The following is a 14,932-nucleotide window of genomic DNA, read 5'->3' as shown; positions in this document are numbered from 1 at the left end:
CATTTATGGGGTATGAAGATGCCGATCAAACCCACCGCCGTCGCCGCGCTCGCGTGTCTGAGCCTGTCCGTTCCAGTTGCCGCGCAAGATTTGGACAACGTGGTTCGGCTGGATGTTCTGGATGGTGGTCGGACGGCCAACGGCACCTATATGTCCGCGTTGAAACTGACGCTCAAGGATGGCTGGAAAACCTACTGGCGCGCGCCAGGAGATTCCGGCATCCCGCCCGAGTTCGACTGGAAGCGATCCAGAAATGTCGGCCAGGTGGAAATCATCTGGCCCTCGCCCGAAATCTTTGATCAGAATGGACTGCAATCGATTGGCTATGAAAATCAGCTGGTCCTGCCCATCAAGGTCACTCCGCGCAACCCGGCAAAACCGGTCCGTCTGAAAGGCAAGATGGATTTGGGGGTTTGCAAAGACGTTTGCATCCCGGAACGCCTGGATTTCGACCACACGCTGGACGCCGAAGCTGATCGCAACCCGGCGATTGCCGCAGCGATGGCGCAAAGGCCCTATTCCGCGCGCGAAGCCCGTGTCACCAAGACCACCTGCAACCTGACGCCCACGAAAGATGGGATGCGGATCGAGGCGCGGATGACGATGCCGTCCGCGGGCGGTCGAGAAGTCGCCGTGATCGAACCCGGCAATCCTTCGCTTTGGGCCTCGCAACCCGTATCTCTAAGGCAGGGGGATACATTGGTGGCCGAAGCAGAAATCATACACGCATCAGGTGCACCTTTTGCGCTGGACCGGTCCGAGATCCGGATCACCGTTCTGGGGTCTGACCACGCGGTGGATATTCTGGGCTGTAGCGCGGGCTGAATGCATGAGCCAATCCCCCAAGATCGGTGCATTGGCGGTTGTTCTGCATCAGGACAAGGTTCTTCTGGTTCAGCGCAGCAAACAGCCGGACAAAGGGCTGTGGGGGTTCCCCGGCGGCCACGTAGAGTGGGGTGAAACCGTTCTGCAGGCGGCGCAGCGTGAGTTGCGGGAAGAAACCTCGGTGATTGCGGAACCGTCACACTACCTGAGAAATCTGGATCTGCTGCGTCACGACAAGGCGGGGCAGGTTTTGTCCCATTACCTGTTGGTCGGCGTTGCCTGCCGCTATCAGTCCGGCACACCACAGGCTGGTGATGACGCGCTGGATGCCCACTGGTTTGCCATCGAGCAGATACGCCGGGGCGACCTGCCGATGAGCGCGCGGGTCATCGACCTATTGGAACACGCGATCCGCGCGGATCAGGCATCGGCCGATCTTGTCAGCCGCCCATAAAGCAAACCTGACAGGATCACGCTCAGGACCACGATCAGAATCGCCCCGGCCAGGAATGCACCCAACCCCATTCGCAGCACCGCAATGCCATCTCCACCCGCATAGAGGCCTTGCAGCACGCCAAGCGGCGCGCCTGAAACCGCGGGCCAAATCATCGTCAGGCCGAACCAAACAGCCAATGCGGCACCGGTTGCCGCCAGCGCCCCGCGAACCACCCGGTCGGGTGCCCGCGCGGCACGGCGCATGGCTGTCATCGGACGCGCCACGTCATTGAGGATCGCCAGCAGGGCAGGCACCAGAATCAGAACCAGCAACATCCCGAACCCAAGCCCGTAAACCAGCGTGATCACGGTCGGCTTGAGGAATTGCGCTTGTTGCGAACCTTCATAAAGCAACGGTGCAAGTCCAAGAACCGTGGTCAAAGTGGTCAGCATCACGGGACGCAACCTGTCTGCGGTACCTTCGACAATGGACGGAACCAGACCACGGTCTTTTTGATACGCATCTATCGTCGTCACCAGAACGATCGAGTCGTTTATGATGATCCCCGTCATGCCCAGCAACCCGACCACCGTGAACATGCTGAGCGGCACATCCCAGATGTAGTGGCCCCAGATCGCACCAACGAGGCCAAAGGGTATGATTGCCATGACAACCACTGGCCGTGTCCAGCTGGCGAACACCCAGGCCAGAACAAGGTAGATACCTGTCAGGCACAGGATCAAACCGGTGCGGGCTTCGGCAAGGAATTCATTTTCCTGTTCGCTCAGGCCCGACATGCGCCACTCGACTTGCCGTTCGGCAGCGATATTCGGCAGAATTTCTTCCTGCATCGCCCGTTCGATTTCAGCCGCGCGGGCCGGATCATCCTCGGAGATGTCGCCATAGACCGAAACAACCCTCAGGCCGTTTTCGCGCCGAACCGTCGAGAAACCGGATTCACGCTCGACCGAAACGATGTCGGCCAGCGGTACGTAAACGCCGTCAGGAGACCGCATGAGTGTACGCTCGAGGAAATCTGCCGTCAGTTCGCCTTCAGGCAGTTCCACACGGATCTCGGCACTGCGCGGCCCGTCCGGGAAAGTTGCCGCTTCGATACCGTTCAGGCGATTGCGCAGGGCGCGACCAAGCGTTTCAATCCGGAATCCCAGCGCCTCTCCCTGTGCAGTCAGGTCCAGGATGAACTCTTCCTTGTCATAAGCCAGGTTGTCTTCCAGCGCCGAGACTTCGGGAAATTTCGACAGCTCGGCCTGCAAGTCTTCGGACGCCGCCTTGAGAACGCTCACGTCAGAGCCGAAAAACTGCACGTCGATGGCGTCGCCACCCGGTCCAGAGCGCCACCCCCGGAAGCTGATCACTTCGAGCTTGGGATGGCGCGGCGCGAATTCCTGCAACTCTCCGACGAATTCGAAACTCGAATAAGGGCGCAGATCGGCATCGATGAGTTCGATCGAGATACCACCCAACAAACTGCCATCCTTGCCATCCGCAGCAGCCAGCTGGCGGCCTGCATTGCCGCCAACCTCGGCCAGGACATAGTCGATCGGATTGCGCCCATGACGCTCTTCATAGATCTGGCCCAGGTCATTGACCGCCTTTTGCAGAAGGCGCATCATTTCCAGCGTATCCGATCGCGTCGAACCTTCGCGCATGATAAAGCCGCCGGTCACGGAACTTCGCTCTGGTGCATTGAAGAAACGCCAGTTCACGTCGCCGCGAATGAACAGTGCAACCTGGCTGGCCAGTACCGCGATCATCAGCGCCACGACGACATAGCGTGCCCATATCACCCAGGCGATCAAGGGACGGAACAGGTGATCCCGAACCCAACGGAAACCACGATTGACGACCCGGTTGGGCAGATCATACCAGTGTTCCTTGGCCGAATGCGCGATGGCGTGTGCCATGTGATTGGGAAGGATCAGAAAGCATTCGACCAGCGAAGCGATCAAAACGGCGATCACCGTAAAGGGAATGTCGCGGATCAATTCTCCGAAACGTCCGCCCACAAGGGTCAGACCGAAAAACGCGATTACCGTCGTGACAGTCGCAGCCAGAACCGGCATGGCCATCCGCCGCGCCGCACGTTCCGCAGCCACAACAGGCGGCTCACCCAAACGCCGGGCGCGGAAATCCGCGTGTTCCCCCACCACGATGGCGTCATCAACCACGATGCCCAGCGTGATGATCAGGCCGAACAGCGAGACCATGTTCAGCGACAAGCCCCCCAGATACATCAATGCGATTGCGGCCGACATCGCCACGGGGATACCCGCCGCAACCCAGAAGGCGATGCGCGCGTTGAGGAACAAGAACAGCAGGCAGACGACAAGGCCAAGACCCATCAACCCGTTGTTGACCAGGATGTTCAATCGGTCGGTTATGGCCTGGGCGCGGGTGCGGATCAGCTCAATCTTCACACCTTCGGGCAAGCTGGCCTGCATTTCACGGGCAACATCTTCGACCGTGTGCTGGATGTCTATCGCATCGCCCAGATTTGACCGATCAACCCGGATGGACATGGCCGGATCGTCGCCGACGAAATAACTGCGATACCGTGTGACACCTTCGACCCGAATCCTGGCAATATCACCGACCTTCAGCTTCGACCCGTTGGCAAAGGTCCGCAGCGCGATGTCTTCGATCTGCTCCGGGGTCCTCTTTTCGGTTCCGGCCCGGATACGCGCACCTGCGCCCTCAACCTCACCAGCGGGATCGGTGCTGACCTCGGCCGCAATCGCGGACGCGATCTCTTCCATGGTGATGTCATTGGCGATCAATTGCGCCGTTGTGATCTCGACAATGATCTGAGGCGCGGCAATGCCCCTGATTTCGGTTCGCGTAACCCCTGCCGAAAACAAACGGTTGATGAACTCATCCGTCAGCTTCGCCAGTTGATTGGTGTCGGTGGGGCCACTGATAACGACATCCGTTACCCGATCCCGCCAAGCGCCGCGTCGAATTTCAGGTTCTTCCGAGCCTTCGGGCAGATCCGTCACACTGTCTATCGCGGTCCGGACGTCTTCGACCGCGCGGGACATGTCCCAGTTCGGCTCAAACTCCAGTCTGACGCGGGTCCAACCTGGGTGGGAACTGGCCTCGGTACTGGTTACCCCTTCAACGGCCAGCAGCGCAGGTTCCAACAACTGCACGATACCGGCATCCATGTCCTCGGGGCCTGCACCTTCCCACGAGACGGTCACATCAACGCGTTCCAGAATGACATCCGGAAAGAACTGCGCCCGCATGTTCGGGATAGCTGCCGCACCCAGAACCAGCATCACCAGCAACAACAAATTGGCCACCGTCCGGTGCCGTGTGAAATAGCTGAGAAGGCCACCCGCTGCGCCAGGTATCTCGCGCATCATGACGCTCAGCCCCCGGCCTTGGTTTCAATGCGCCGCACCAGAGATGAAGGGACGCGCGCTTCGCGCAACTGACCGAGAACCTGAGTTTTCTCATCCTGAGGCATGAATTCGCTGGCCTCGACCCGGGCCACGAGTTCAGCGCGTTTCGCATCTGACAGTTCGACCATGCCCGGGTCTGCCCCGGCCTCAAGCCGCAAGGGGCGCACCCGCACGCCAGATCCAAGCAACGGCGTGCGTCCGATCACAACCTCGCGCCCTTCCAACCCTTCGCCCCGCAGCAAAACCTCGTCACCCTGTCTGCGGACAAGCTGCACCGGCAAACTTTCCAGGCGGTCATCCGCACCCAGCACCAGAACCGTTCCCGATGCATCCAATGCCGAAGACGGCAAGCGGAACACATTGGCAAGCGGTTGTTCCTGAACCGAGACGGTGACGAAATCTTCGGGCTTGAAACCGGACGCCTCTTGCAGACGCGCATAGATCAAACGTCCGGTCTGACCCTCGCCCGCAGAACCGCTGTCGCGGCTGATATGACCAGTCGCGGTCAGATCGGTGCCCGTCACCTCAAGCGAAACCGTGACCGGTGCGTTGATCAGCCTGTCATTCTCGTCCAACAGACGTACATATTGTGCCGTCGACACCCGGAACGCCACTTCAAGAGCGTTTGGATCAACCAGTTCAGCCAGTTTTTCATTCGCCGACACCAACCGCCCTTCCACAAGCGTCACATCGGTCAGCGTACCGCTGAATCCGGCCCGAATGGTCATATCGTCAAGATCGCGTTCCGCTGCCTCCAAGGCAATCACCGCGCGCGCCAACAACGTCGTTGCCTGATCGACGCGAGATTCAGCCTGTGCAAGCGCGATACGACGCGCCAGCACGGCCTGTTGTGCCGAAGCAGCCGCCAGTTCCGCCTCTTCCACGCTGGCAGCCGCGCCTACCCCTCGGGACTCCAGATCGCGTTGCCGTTGCAGCGCCCGTTCCCGCAGTTCGGCTTGCGCCTCGGCCGATTTCAATTCGTCCTGCGCCAGCAGCAAAGACCGTTCGGCATCACGTTCTTCAAATTGTGCGTCCAAAAGATCGGACTTGGCCCGATCCAGCGCGGATTGGGCATCCGCCGGATCCAGTTCAACCAGAACTTCCCCGGCAGTTACCGTTCCGCCATCCACGAAATCCTCTGCCAGGGCGACAACGCGGCCACCCAGTGCCGCGCGCAATTCCAGCCTGCGCCGGCTCTGGACCTCTCCGAATGCTTCGAGATATGGGATTACGGTTTCCGCCTCGGCCTGACGTACGGCAACCGCGAAGACCCGTTCGCGGGCCGCGGGCGCCTGGTCCTCACGCGTCAGGACGTCCTGAACGGCACCCATGATGATCTGCGCGGCAACAAACAGCAGAGCAAGCGTCAGGAACGCCAGAAAGATACCGACAAGACTCTGCCGTAGAAATCGCATCAAACAGTTACCCCGGTTGCACCAAGCTGCCGTCCACAACATGTAGCCGGATCACGAATTATGCCAAGCCACAAAGCGGTTATACGGAATTGAACGTACGACCAGTCTACTTCCGTCGCAGATGTTCGTCCAATCTGGGCATTATTTCCACAAAATTGCAGGGGCGATGCCGGTAATCGAACTGTTTTTCCAAAATCCCATCCCACGCATCCTTGCAGGCCCCCGGGCTGCCGGGCAATGCAAAAAGGTATGTTCCCCCCGCAACCCCCCCGGTTGCGCGGGACTGCACCGCCGAAGTGCCGATTTTCTCCATCGAAATGACGGTAAAGACAGTACCGAATGCGTCGATCTCTTTTTCGTACACGTCCCGATGCGCTTCGACCGTCACGTCCCGCCCGGTCAGACCCGTTCCACCGGTCGAGATCACGACATCGATCTGCTCATCAGCCACCCATGCCCGCAACTGATCGGCGATCTGGTCGCGCTCATCCCGGATGATCTGGCGGTCCGCAACCACATGGCCCGCTTTTTCGATCCGGTCCACCAATGTCTGCCCCGAGCGATCTTCGTCCATCGATCGGGTGTCCGAAACGGTCAGAACGGCAATTCTGACGGGGATGAACTCCTTGGTTTCGTCAATGCGCGACATCTTGCGTCAGGCCCTTTCCATCATGACAAGCCGGATCGCAAGGGCGGAAAAAATACCCCCCGTGATCCAACCAACAATACGCGCGGCGCGCGGGTTGCCGATTAGCACCTTGCCTGCCCCGCCGGCAAAAACCCCGACCAGCCCGTTCACCAAGAACCCGCCAAACGCGATGATCAGCCCGAAGATCAGGAACTGCACCAGAACCGATCCCGCGGTCGGGTCGACGAATTGCGGTATGAACGCCAGCACGAACAGAATGACCTTGGGATTGGTCAGGTTGACCAACATCCCATCCCGAAAGGCCATGCGCGTCGACCGCACAGGCGTATCCCCCGTCGAAGCGCCATGCCGGACCGCACCCCAAGCCAGATACATCAGGTAAGCGGCACCCATCCAGCGGATCACTTCAAAAAGCCAGGGCAGCGCCGACACCGCAGCGCCCAGTCCAAGCCCTGCCAGCAGCACGTGAATCATCGAACCCACGGACACGCCGGCGCTTGCCGATACCGAAGGCCACGCCCCGGATCGCAGCCCTTGGCCAAAGCAGAACATCATATCAGCACCGGGCGTCAGGTTCAGTGCCAGTGCCGCTGGAACAAAGACCAGCAAGGTCTGGAATTCGATCACGTATCCACCTCGAACCAACTTGGCATCGGGCCCAGATTGGCCAAATGCGTTCGCCCCAGGGAACCGCGATAGCCCCAGCTTTCATGCACATGACCGAAGAACGCAAATCCCGGCTGAAGGCGTTCCACCGCATCCCGTATGGCAGTCGATCCGACCGAAAGGCCTTGCGATGTCTGATCCCCATACCCTTTGGGCGGAGAATGAACGATCAGGACATCCGCCGTTTCACACCGGTCGAGCATCTCGGTCGCCTCACCTTCTGTCAGGTCACAGGACCAGTCTCCGAACGGGGTCGGTGGTACGCCATAGCCAAGACCAAACAAGCGCAAGCCGTCTATGGTCATGCCAGACCCATGCAGGACATGGACACCGTTCGGGGCCGCATTGCCCAGCTCTTCTGCACTTTCCGCGTTCCCAGGGATCAGGACCAGCGGCGTCGAAATGCCGGACAGCATCTGCATCGCCTCGTCCAGCCCCTGACGCGAATTGCAATAATCACCGGCACCGATGACAAGATCAGCCTCGGCGCTGGCGGAAACAAGATCGGCTGCCCGGTTGCGCGCCATGTGCAGATCAGAGAATGCCAGAACCTTCATGTTGCACCTCGCAGCCGCGCTTTCAGTTCCAGCAGATCCGCCCAGGCCTGCCGTTTCATCTGCGGTTGTCGTAGCAGATAAGCCGGGTGGAACATCGGAATCACCGGCAGATCCATTGCCTGATCCCATTTGCCGCGCAGGCGGGTGATGCCGCGTTTGCCCAGCACCGCCTGACAGCTGATATTCCCCATCACAACCAGAACCTCGGGTCTGGCCAGGGCCACGTGGCGTTCCAGAAACGGCTTCATCATCCCGATCTCTTCGGGTTTGGGGTCGCGGTTCTGCGGGGGCCGCCATGGCAGCACATTGGTGATATAGACGTTTTCGCGACGATCCAGATCAATTGCCGCCAGCATCCGGTCCAGCAACTGACCCGCACGGCCGACAAAGGGTTTGCCCTCGCGGTCCTCATCGCGACCCGGCGCCTCGCCGATGATCATCACGCGCGCGCCGGGGGTCCCGTCGGCAAAGACCAATTGCCGCGCACCGCGCTTGAGCTCGCAATGTTCGAACGCGTCCATCGCTGCGCGCAGCTGATCCAGCGATCCCGCGCCCCGTGCTGCGGATCCAGCGATTTCTACCGGGTCCACATCCCTTGGCTTTGCCGGGGCGGCGGCGGACGTTTCCGGTTTCCTGGGTTTGGCCGTGGTGTCGGGCAACGCGTACCGGTCAACCGGCGCATCACCGATTGCCTCGGTCACACCCAGTTCGATCTGCCATTCCAGCAGCGCCTGCGCAGAATAATAGTCCAAGCCCGATTCCATAGGGATAACTTACCCGCCTGAGGGCTGAGGGAAAGCGAATAGGGCTTGATCGGTCGCTCTGTCGCGCCGACCATCGGCATGCGATGCTCAGATTTCTGCGATTCCTCATCATTGGATTAGTGCTGGTTGTCACCGATGATCCGGCATGGGCCACATTTCATGACAAACACGGGCAGTGCCGTGCGGGTCAGTTCAAATGTGGCAGCACATGTTGTTCAGGCGGGCAAAGATGCAGTTTTGATGGCCATTGCATTCCACTGGGCGGCACCTATTGCGGCGGCGGGCGCAGTTGCGGTCCGTTCGAACGCTGCGTTGCCGGTGGACTCAGATGTGCGCCCGCTGGCCTGAACAAATGCGCATCACGGCTGGATTGTCCCGGCGACAGTTTCTGCAATGGCCGTGGCGAGTGTGAACGAAGCGCACCCGAACTGGATACGACGCCACCGACCACATGCGCTGATGGCAGAACCTGCGCACGCGGATCGGCCTGCCTGCCCGGCGGGGGCTGCTCTCGTCCGGGGTGGTTCCTGTGCGAGGAAACCGGATCACAATGCCGCCCCGGTTTCAAATGCTCGGCGCATCAAGGCTGCGTACCGATCAAGGCCATCGACTGCGGTTATGGCAAGTGGTGCAAACCGGGTGAGCAATGCCTGCCCGACGGCGGTTGCGAAAAACTGCCTGAGGGTACGGAACCTTAGGTTGCCTTGCGCCGCCCGGCTTCCTATAAGCGGCGCGATTGTCAGACAGGAGCCCGCCCATGCGTTTCGCCCATCGTCACCTACTTGGCATCGAGCATCTGTCCCAATCCGATATCACCGAAATCCTGGATCTGGCCGAGACCTATGTCGCCATGAACCGCCAGTCGACCAAGCATTCCGACGTGCTGTCGGGGCTGACCCAGATCAACATGTTCTTTGAAAACTCGACGCGCACGCAAGCCAGTTTCGAACTGGCAGGCAAGCGTCTGGGTGCGGATGTGATGAACATGGCGATGCAGGCCAGCTCGATCAAAAAGGGTGAAACCCTGATCGACACCGCGATGACGCTGAACGCGATGCACCCGGATCTTCTGGTGGTGCGGCACCCGCATTCCGGCGCGGTCGATCTGCTGGCGCAGAAGGTCAATTGCGCCGTTCTGAACGCCGGTGACGGCAAACATGAACACCCCACGCAAGCCCTGCTGGACGCCCTGACCATCCGTCGGGCCAAAGGTCGCCTGCACCGACTGAACATTGCCATTTGCGGCGATGTCGCCCATTCCCGCGTCGCCCGATCGAACCTCATTCTGCTGGGCAAGATGGAAAACCGCATCCGCCTGATTGGCCCGCCGACGCTGGTGCCCAGCCAGTTCGCCGAGTTCGGGGCCGAAATCTATGACGACATGAACGAGGGCCTCAAGGACGTTGACGTCGTCATGATGCTGCGCCTTCAGAAAGAGCGGATGGATGGCGGGTTCATCCCCTCGGAACGCGAATATTACCACCGCTACGGGCTGGACGCCGCAAAGCTGGCGCAGGCCAAGCCGGACGCGATCGTGATGCATCCCGGCCCGATGAACCGCGGGGTCGAGATCGACGGTACGCTGGCCGATGATATCAACCGATCCGTCATTCAGGAACAGGTGGAAATGGGTGTCGCCGTCCGCATGGCGGCGATGGATCTGTTGGCCCGCAACCTGCGCGAGGCCGCATGAGCGATCTGACCGTCGCCCCCCATGAACGCGGCGTTTTGCGCCTGTTCACGCTGGACATGCGCCCGGAAGAGGCGAAATTCCTGCGCGAACCGGGTGCCGCCGATCAGGTGCTTGGGGTCGACGGGCTGGATTCCAGCCATATCGATATTTTCCCGGTCTCCGACCTCGAAGATCTCGGGCTTTACGGCTATCTGACCGAGGGCTGCGGCGTGTCTGCGGATCAGTTGGACCGGAACGCTCTGGCCTCTGTCGACGGTTGGGTCATGGTGCTTCGCAGCGCGGCTTTCAACGGACACCCGGCGACGCTGAACCCCGATCCGCGCCTGCGCCTGATCGGCCTGTTCACGGAAGAAGCCACGAACTGGACCGGGGGGATCATCGAAACCGAAAGCGCCAAACCCTTTTCCGCCCCGCAAACCGTCACAGCGGGTGACACCCCCCGCCGCGTAGGATCGGCCATTCTGGCACTGGTCGCGCTTTTGGTCATCGGAGGCATCTTATGGCTGATCCTGTGATCTTCACCCCGGACAAAGGGGCCTATATCCGCACAAATGCATGGCTGGCTGCTGTTGCTATGGCCGGTGCGATGATCGTTTTGTGGCTGATCGGCAATCCTTACGTCTGGACCGGAGCGCCTGCTGGCCTTGCCGCCATTGGCATACGCGCTTGGTATCTGGCCTCGGAAGAGATGGTCGCCAATTGGCAATTGTCAGACACCGCACTGACCGGTCCCGGCGGACGCAGCATGCCGCTGAACCAGATCACCGCCGTGAATATCATGGGCAGCTTCGTCCAGGTTGTCACCAAAACCGGCGACAAGCATCTGATCAAGTACCAGTCAGACCCGGCCGCCACCAAAGCCGCGATTGAAAGGGCCATTCCATGACCACCTTGATCTTCACCAATGCCCGCCTGATCGACCCTGATAGCGGCACGGACAGTCCCGGCTGGCTGCACATTGCTGACGGCCTCATTCAGGGCAAGGGCAACGGGGACGTGCCCGTCGCTGACGCCCAGGTCATCGACTGCGGCGGCAAGTGCCTCGCCCCCGGCATCGTCGATATCGGCGTCAAGGTGTGTGAGCCGGGCGAACGGCACAAGGAAAGCTACAAATCCGCAGGCCTCGCTGCCGCAGCCGGTGGTGTCACCACCATTGTCACCCGCCCGGATACACTGCCCGCGGTCGATACGCCGGAAACGCTGGAATTCGCGACCCGGCGCGCGCAGGCGGATGCGCCGGTCAATGTTCTGCCGATGGCCGCGCTGTCCAAAGGGCGCGACGGGCGAGAGATGACGGAAATCGGGTTTTTGCAGGACGCAGGCGCCGTGGCCTTCACCGATTGCGATCACGTCATCACCAATACCAAGGTGTTTTCCCGCGCCCTGACCTATGCAAAATCCTGCGGAGCGCTGGTGATTGCCCACCCACAGGATCCGGGCCTGAGCCATGGCGCCGCGGCCACCAGCGGCAAGTTCGCCGTGCTGCGTGGCCTGCCCGCTGTTTCGCCAATGGCCGAGCGGATGGGGCTGGATCGCGACATCGCCTTGCTGGAGATGACCGGGGCCGCTTATCACGCCGACCAGATCACCACCGCCCGCGCCCTGCCCGCGCTGGAGCGGGCCAAGCGAAATGGTCTGGACATCACTGCGGGCACGTCGATCCACCACCTGACGCTGAATGAGCTGGACGTGGCCGACTATCGCACCTTCTTCAAGGTCAAGCCGCCGCTGCGATCCGAGGATGACCGACAAGCTGTAATCGAAGCGGTTCGCACCGGGTTGATCGATACAATCAGCTCAATGCACACCCCACAGGACGAGGAAAGCAAACGCCTGCCGTTTGAAGAGGCGGCTTCGGGCGCGGTGGCGCTGGAAACGCTCTTGCCGGCGGCATTGCGCCTGTATCATGCCGACCAGTTGGACCTGCCGACCCTGTTCCGGGCGATGGCATTGAACCCGGCCAAACGGCTTGGTCTGGAAAGCGGCCGATTGTCGGAAGGCGCCCCGGCGGATCTGGTTCTGTTCGACCCGGATGTGCCTTTTGTGCTTGATCGCTTTGCCTTAAAATCCAAATCTCAGAACACGCCATTTGACGGCCAGCGGATGCAAGGTAAGGTCATTTCGACCTATGTTGCAGGTAAAGAAGTGTTCCGGAGTTCCTGATGCCCCCGATCGACAACTCGACTAGCGAACTGCTCCAGTGGGCGGTGGTTGGATATCTCTTGGGCTCCATTCCCTTCGGCCTGCTGCTTGCAAAGGTCATGGGGCTGGGAAATCTGCGCGAAATCGGATCCGGAAATATCGGCGCGACCAACGTCCTGCGCACCGGCAACAAAGCCGCCGCGGCGCTGACCTTGCTGTTCGACGCGGCCAAGGGCGCGGTCGCGGTTCTGATTGCCCGTGCTTATGCCGGAGAAGACGCCGCGCAGATCGCAGCCCTTTTTGCCTTTCTGGGTCATTGCTTTCCCATCTGGCTGGGTTTCAAGGGCGGAAAAGGCGTGGCCACCTTTCTGGGCCTCTGGCTGGCGCTGGACTGGCGCGTCGGAGTTGCGTGCTGTCTCAGCTGGCTGGTGGCGGCGGCGATCTGGCGGATATCTTCGGTCGGCGCGCTGGCTGCGGCCGCGCTTTCAACGACCTGGGTACTGGTTCTGACAAACGGACACTCCTTTATCCTTGGGATTATCCTGACCCTTATGATCTACTGGCGTCACAGCACCAATGTCGCACGGATCAAGGCCGGAACTGAACCGAAAATCGGAAAGTCGTGACACCGCCGGACGCTTTCGTTTCCGCGTTTTTCGCACTGCCCGAAGGAAGTTTTACCGGTACATCGGGGGATCGGCGCTATGTCGTCGTGCGCCAACATTTGGCAAAGGGGAAATCCCACAAGCTGGTTGCGCACGAACTGGGCGGCACCGACTATATCAGCATGAACCTGTATCAGACACGCATCAGCGGCACGCTGCTGAGGCCTTGTGAAATGGCGGCGTGCAAAGTCATCGCGTTTGTTCTGGATTTTGAACCGGACGCGTAATGTCAGGCCTGCATTTTTGAACAGACGTTCCTCTCTGACGCACAATCACGATTCATTGTTTTGAACGTGATCCGTCTGCTTCCCAGATCGCTGTCGTGACGGTCAATTACGGGCCACACAGGACAACAATCCGGAGCCTTCGATCGGCACACAGACGAGGCTCCTTTCACGAAAGGTGGAACAATGAACAAGTTTAAATCTCTGATCGGTGGCGTCGCTCTGTCCGTTGCACTGGCAACATCCGCTCTGGCCGCTGGAGTGGACATCAACGCAAGCTCGACCGGTCTGGCCATGCAGGGTTATGACCCGGTTGCCTATTTCACCGTCGGTGAAGCGACCAAGGGTGACTACCGCATCACCACGCTGCACGACGATGCGCTGTACCGTTTCTCGTCCGAGGAGAACAAAGCCGCCTTCGAAGCCAACCCGGAAGCTTACCTGCCTGCCTATGGCGGCTATTGTGCTTTTGGTACAGCCATGGGCTTCAAATTCGACGGTGACCCGAACCACTGGAAAATCGTCGACAACAAACTGTACCTGAACTTGTCGGAAGACATCCAGGAACGCTGGGAAGGCGACATCCCGGGCTTTATCGAAAGCGCAAGCGCAAACTGGGAAAACATCGCGGACAAGACCCCTGCTGAATTGCAAAAGCAATAATCCGCCTAAATCTTCAGATGTGTCGGCGGCGGAATGTTCCGCCGCCGTATATCGTTTGAAGACCTCTCATCTCTACCTATCTCATCAGTATCAGAAGTGCCCGACTTCAAAGGTCCCCGGCGTGTCTTTTCACGTTTCAGAGGCAGAATTCGGGCAGGGGTTCGTAGGTATCACTGATCCGATGACGTTCGCGGATCGTAACTGTCTGCACAAGTGAACCGAATTTCACTGGAGCAGAGTGACAATCGAAAGGAAATGAGATGACTTTGAAATTGGCTCTCATCACTACTGTCGCAACCGTGGTCGCGGGATCGGCAATGGCACAATCCTCGGGCAACTGGACCGGGTTTTATGGCGGTCTGCAACTGGGTTATGCCGATGTAGACACCAGCCTGTCGGGTGTCGATGGCGATGGCGTGATCGGTGGTATCATCCTGGGCTATGATTATGATCTGGGCGACTGGGTCGTTGGCGGCGGATTTGACTATGACTGGACTGACGTGGGTCTGTCCGGCGCCGCAACTGTCGAAGATGTCTGGCGGCTGAAAGCGCGCGCCGGCTACAAGGTAAACCCGCAAGGTCTGCTGTACGGCACGGCAGGCTACGCCGAAGCGAGCACCGACACCTTGGGCAGTGATGACGGGTGGTTCATCGGCGCAGGCTATGAACAGATCGTAGCACCGAACGTGAGCGTCGGTGGAGAGTTGCTGTACCACGAATTCGATAACTTCAACGGAAACAATGTGGATGTCGACGCAACCACATTGCAGGTTCGTGTCTCTTACCGGTTCTGACCTGCTTATTGGAC

17 protein-coding genes are annotated in these 14,932 nt (G+C 59.9%); 11 read left to right on the top strand and 6 right to left on the bottom strand.

Annotated features, from left to right (window positions below):
* Window positions 1-12: 12 nt before the first annotated feature.
* Window positions 13-825, top strand: a complete 813-nt coding sequence (locus ACR0FB_RS14300; RefSeq protein ID WP_371732240.1) for a protein-disulfide reductase DsbD domain-containing protein — start codon at window positions 13-15, stop codon at window positions 823-825.
* A 4-nt stretch (window positions 826-829) separates the two neighbouring features.
* Window positions 830-1,279 (top strand): NUDIX hydrolase, encoded by a 450-nt coding sequence (locus ACR0FB_RS14295; protein ID WP_171635014.1) that lies wholly within the window; start codon window positions 830-832, stop codon window positions 1,277-1,279.
* Here the strand turns inward: ACR0FB_RS14295 and ACR0FB_RS14290 are convergent.
* The 6 genes from ACR0FB_RS14290 to ACR0FB_RS14265 all read right to left on the bottom strand — a co-directional run bounded on the left by ACR0FB_RS14290 (window position 1,246) and on the right by ACR0FB_RS14265 (window position 8,737).
* Window positions 1,246-4,647: an efflux RND transporter permease subunit gene (locus ACR0FB_RS14290; protein ID WP_480621380.1), complete on the bottom strand. Its 3,402-nt coding sequence runs from the start codon at window positions 4,645-4,647 to the stop codon at window positions 1,246-1,248. The genes ACR0FB_RS14295 and ACR0FB_RS14290 overlap by 34 nt on opposite strands.
* Before the next feature lie 5 nt (window positions 4,648-4,652).
* Window positions 4,653-6,101: an efflux RND transporter periplasmic adaptor subunit gene (locus ACR0FB_RS14285; protein WP_171724295.1), complete on the bottom strand. Its 1,449-nt coding sequence runs from the start codon at window positions 6,099-6,101 to the stop codon at window positions 4,653-4,655.
* A gap of 106 nt (window positions 6,102-6,207) precedes the next feature.
* Window positions 6,208-6,750, bottom strand: a complete 543-nt coding sequence (gene moaB, locus ACR0FB_RS14280) for a molybdenum cofactor biosynthesis protein B (RefSeq protein ID WP_171724296.1) — start codon at window positions 6,748-6,750, stop codon at window positions 6,208-6,210.
* Window positions 6,751-6,756: 6 nt separating this feature from the next.
* Window positions 6,757-7,377 (bottom strand): LysE family translocator, encoded by a 621-nt coding sequence (locus tag ACR0FB_RS14275; protein ID WP_480621383.1) that lies wholly within the window; start codon window positions 7,375-7,377, stop codon window positions 6,757-6,759.
* Entirely contained in the window at window positions 7,374-7,973 is a 600-nt protein-coding gene (locus tag ACR0FB_RS14270) for a metallophosphoesterase family protein (protein WP_209834718.1), read from the bottom strand. The genes ACR0FB_RS14275 and ACR0FB_RS14270 overlap by 4 nt, the downstream gene beginning before the upstream one ends.
* Window positions 7,970-8,737 (bottom strand): uracil-DNA glycosylase, encoded by a 768-nt coding sequence (locus tag ACR0FB_RS14265; protein ID WP_209834720.1) that lies wholly within the window; start codon window positions 8,735-8,737, stop codon window positions 7,970-7,972. The genes ACR0FB_RS14270 and ACR0FB_RS14265 overlap by 4 nt, the downstream gene beginning before the upstream one ends.
* Window positions 8,738-8,820: 83 nt before the next feature.
* On the opposite strand from ACR0FB_RS14265, the gene ACR0FB_RS14260 reads away from it, so the two are divergent.
* The 9 genes from ACR0FB_RS14260 to ACR0FB_RS14220 all read left to right on the top strand — a co-directional run bounded on the left by ACR0FB_RS14260 (window position 8,821) and on the right by ACR0FB_RS14220 (window position 14,918).
* A complete protein-coding gene (locus tag ACR0FB_RS14260; RefSeq protein WP_171171233.1) occupies window positions 8,821-9,435 on the top strand; it encodes a scavenger receptor class F, member 2 in 615 nt (204 codons plus the stop codon).
* 59 nt (window positions 9,436-9,494) lie between these two features.
* On the top strand, window positions 9,495-10,430 hold the full coding sequence (locus ACR0FB_RS14255) for an aspartate carbamoyltransferase catalytic subunit (RefSeq protein ID WP_050604003.1): 936 nt from the start codon (window positions 9,495-9,497) through the stop codon (window positions 10,428-10,430).
* Window positions 10,427-10,945, top strand: a complete 519-nt coding sequence (locus tag ACR0FB_RS14250) for a hypothetical protein (RefSeq protein WP_480485840.1) — start codon at window positions 10,427-10,429, stop codon at window positions 10,943-10,945. Before ACR0FB_RS14255 ends, ACR0FB_RS14250 begins: the two co-directional genes overlap by 4 nt.
* Window positions 10,930-11,316 carry a hypothetical protein gene (locus tag ACR0FB_RS14245; protein WP_171635036.1) on the top strand — a complete coding sequence of 129 codons (387 nt, stop codon included), beginning with the start codon at window positions 10,930-10,932 and terminating at the stop codon, window positions 11,314-11,316. The genes ACR0FB_RS14250 and ACR0FB_RS14245 overlap by 16 nt, the downstream gene beginning before the upstream one ends.
* A complete protein-coding gene (gene pyrC, locus ACR0FB_RS14240; protein ID WP_480621386.1) occupies window positions 11,313-12,593 on the top strand; it encodes a dihydroorotase in 1,281 nt (426 codons plus the stop codon). The genes ACR0FB_RS14245 and pyrC overlap by 4 nt, the downstream gene beginning before the upstream one ends.
* Window positions 12,593-13,198, top strand: coding sequence for a glycerol-3-phosphate 1-O-acyltransferase PlsY (gene plsY / locus ACR0FB_RS14235; protein WP_171635042.1), 606 nt, complete (start codon window positions 12,593-12,595; stop codon window positions 13,196-13,198). The genes pyrC and plsY overlap by 1 nt, the downstream gene beginning before the upstream one ends.
* Window positions 13,195-13,464, top strand: coding sequence for a hypothetical protein (locus tag ACR0FB_RS14230; RefSeq protein WP_171635045.1), 270 nt, complete (start codon window positions 13,195-13,197; stop codon window positions 13,462-13,464). Before plsY ends, ACR0FB_RS14230 begins: the two co-directional genes overlap by 4 nt.
* A 183-nt stretch (window positions 13,465-13,647) precedes the next feature.
* Window positions 13,648-14,124, top strand: a complete 477-nt coding sequence (locus ACR0FB_RS14225) for a YHS domain-containing (seleno)protein (RefSeq protein ID WP_171635047.1) — start codon at window positions 13,648-13,650, stop codon at window positions 14,122-14,124.
* A 260-nt stretch (window positions 14,125-14,384) separates the two neighbouring features.
* Complete coding sequence (locus ACR0FB_RS14220) at window positions 14,385-14,918, top strand: outer membrane protein (protein WP_171635050.1); 534 nt, start codon at window positions 14,385-14,387, stop codon at window positions 14,916-14,918.
* The last annotated feature ends 14 nt before the right edge of the window (window positions 14,919-14,932 follow it).

This window comes from Ruegeria sp. P10 (assembly GCF_056534925.1).
Note: the sequence above shows the minus strand (reverse complement) of the source record. Positions and strands in the feature narration are given on the sequence as shown.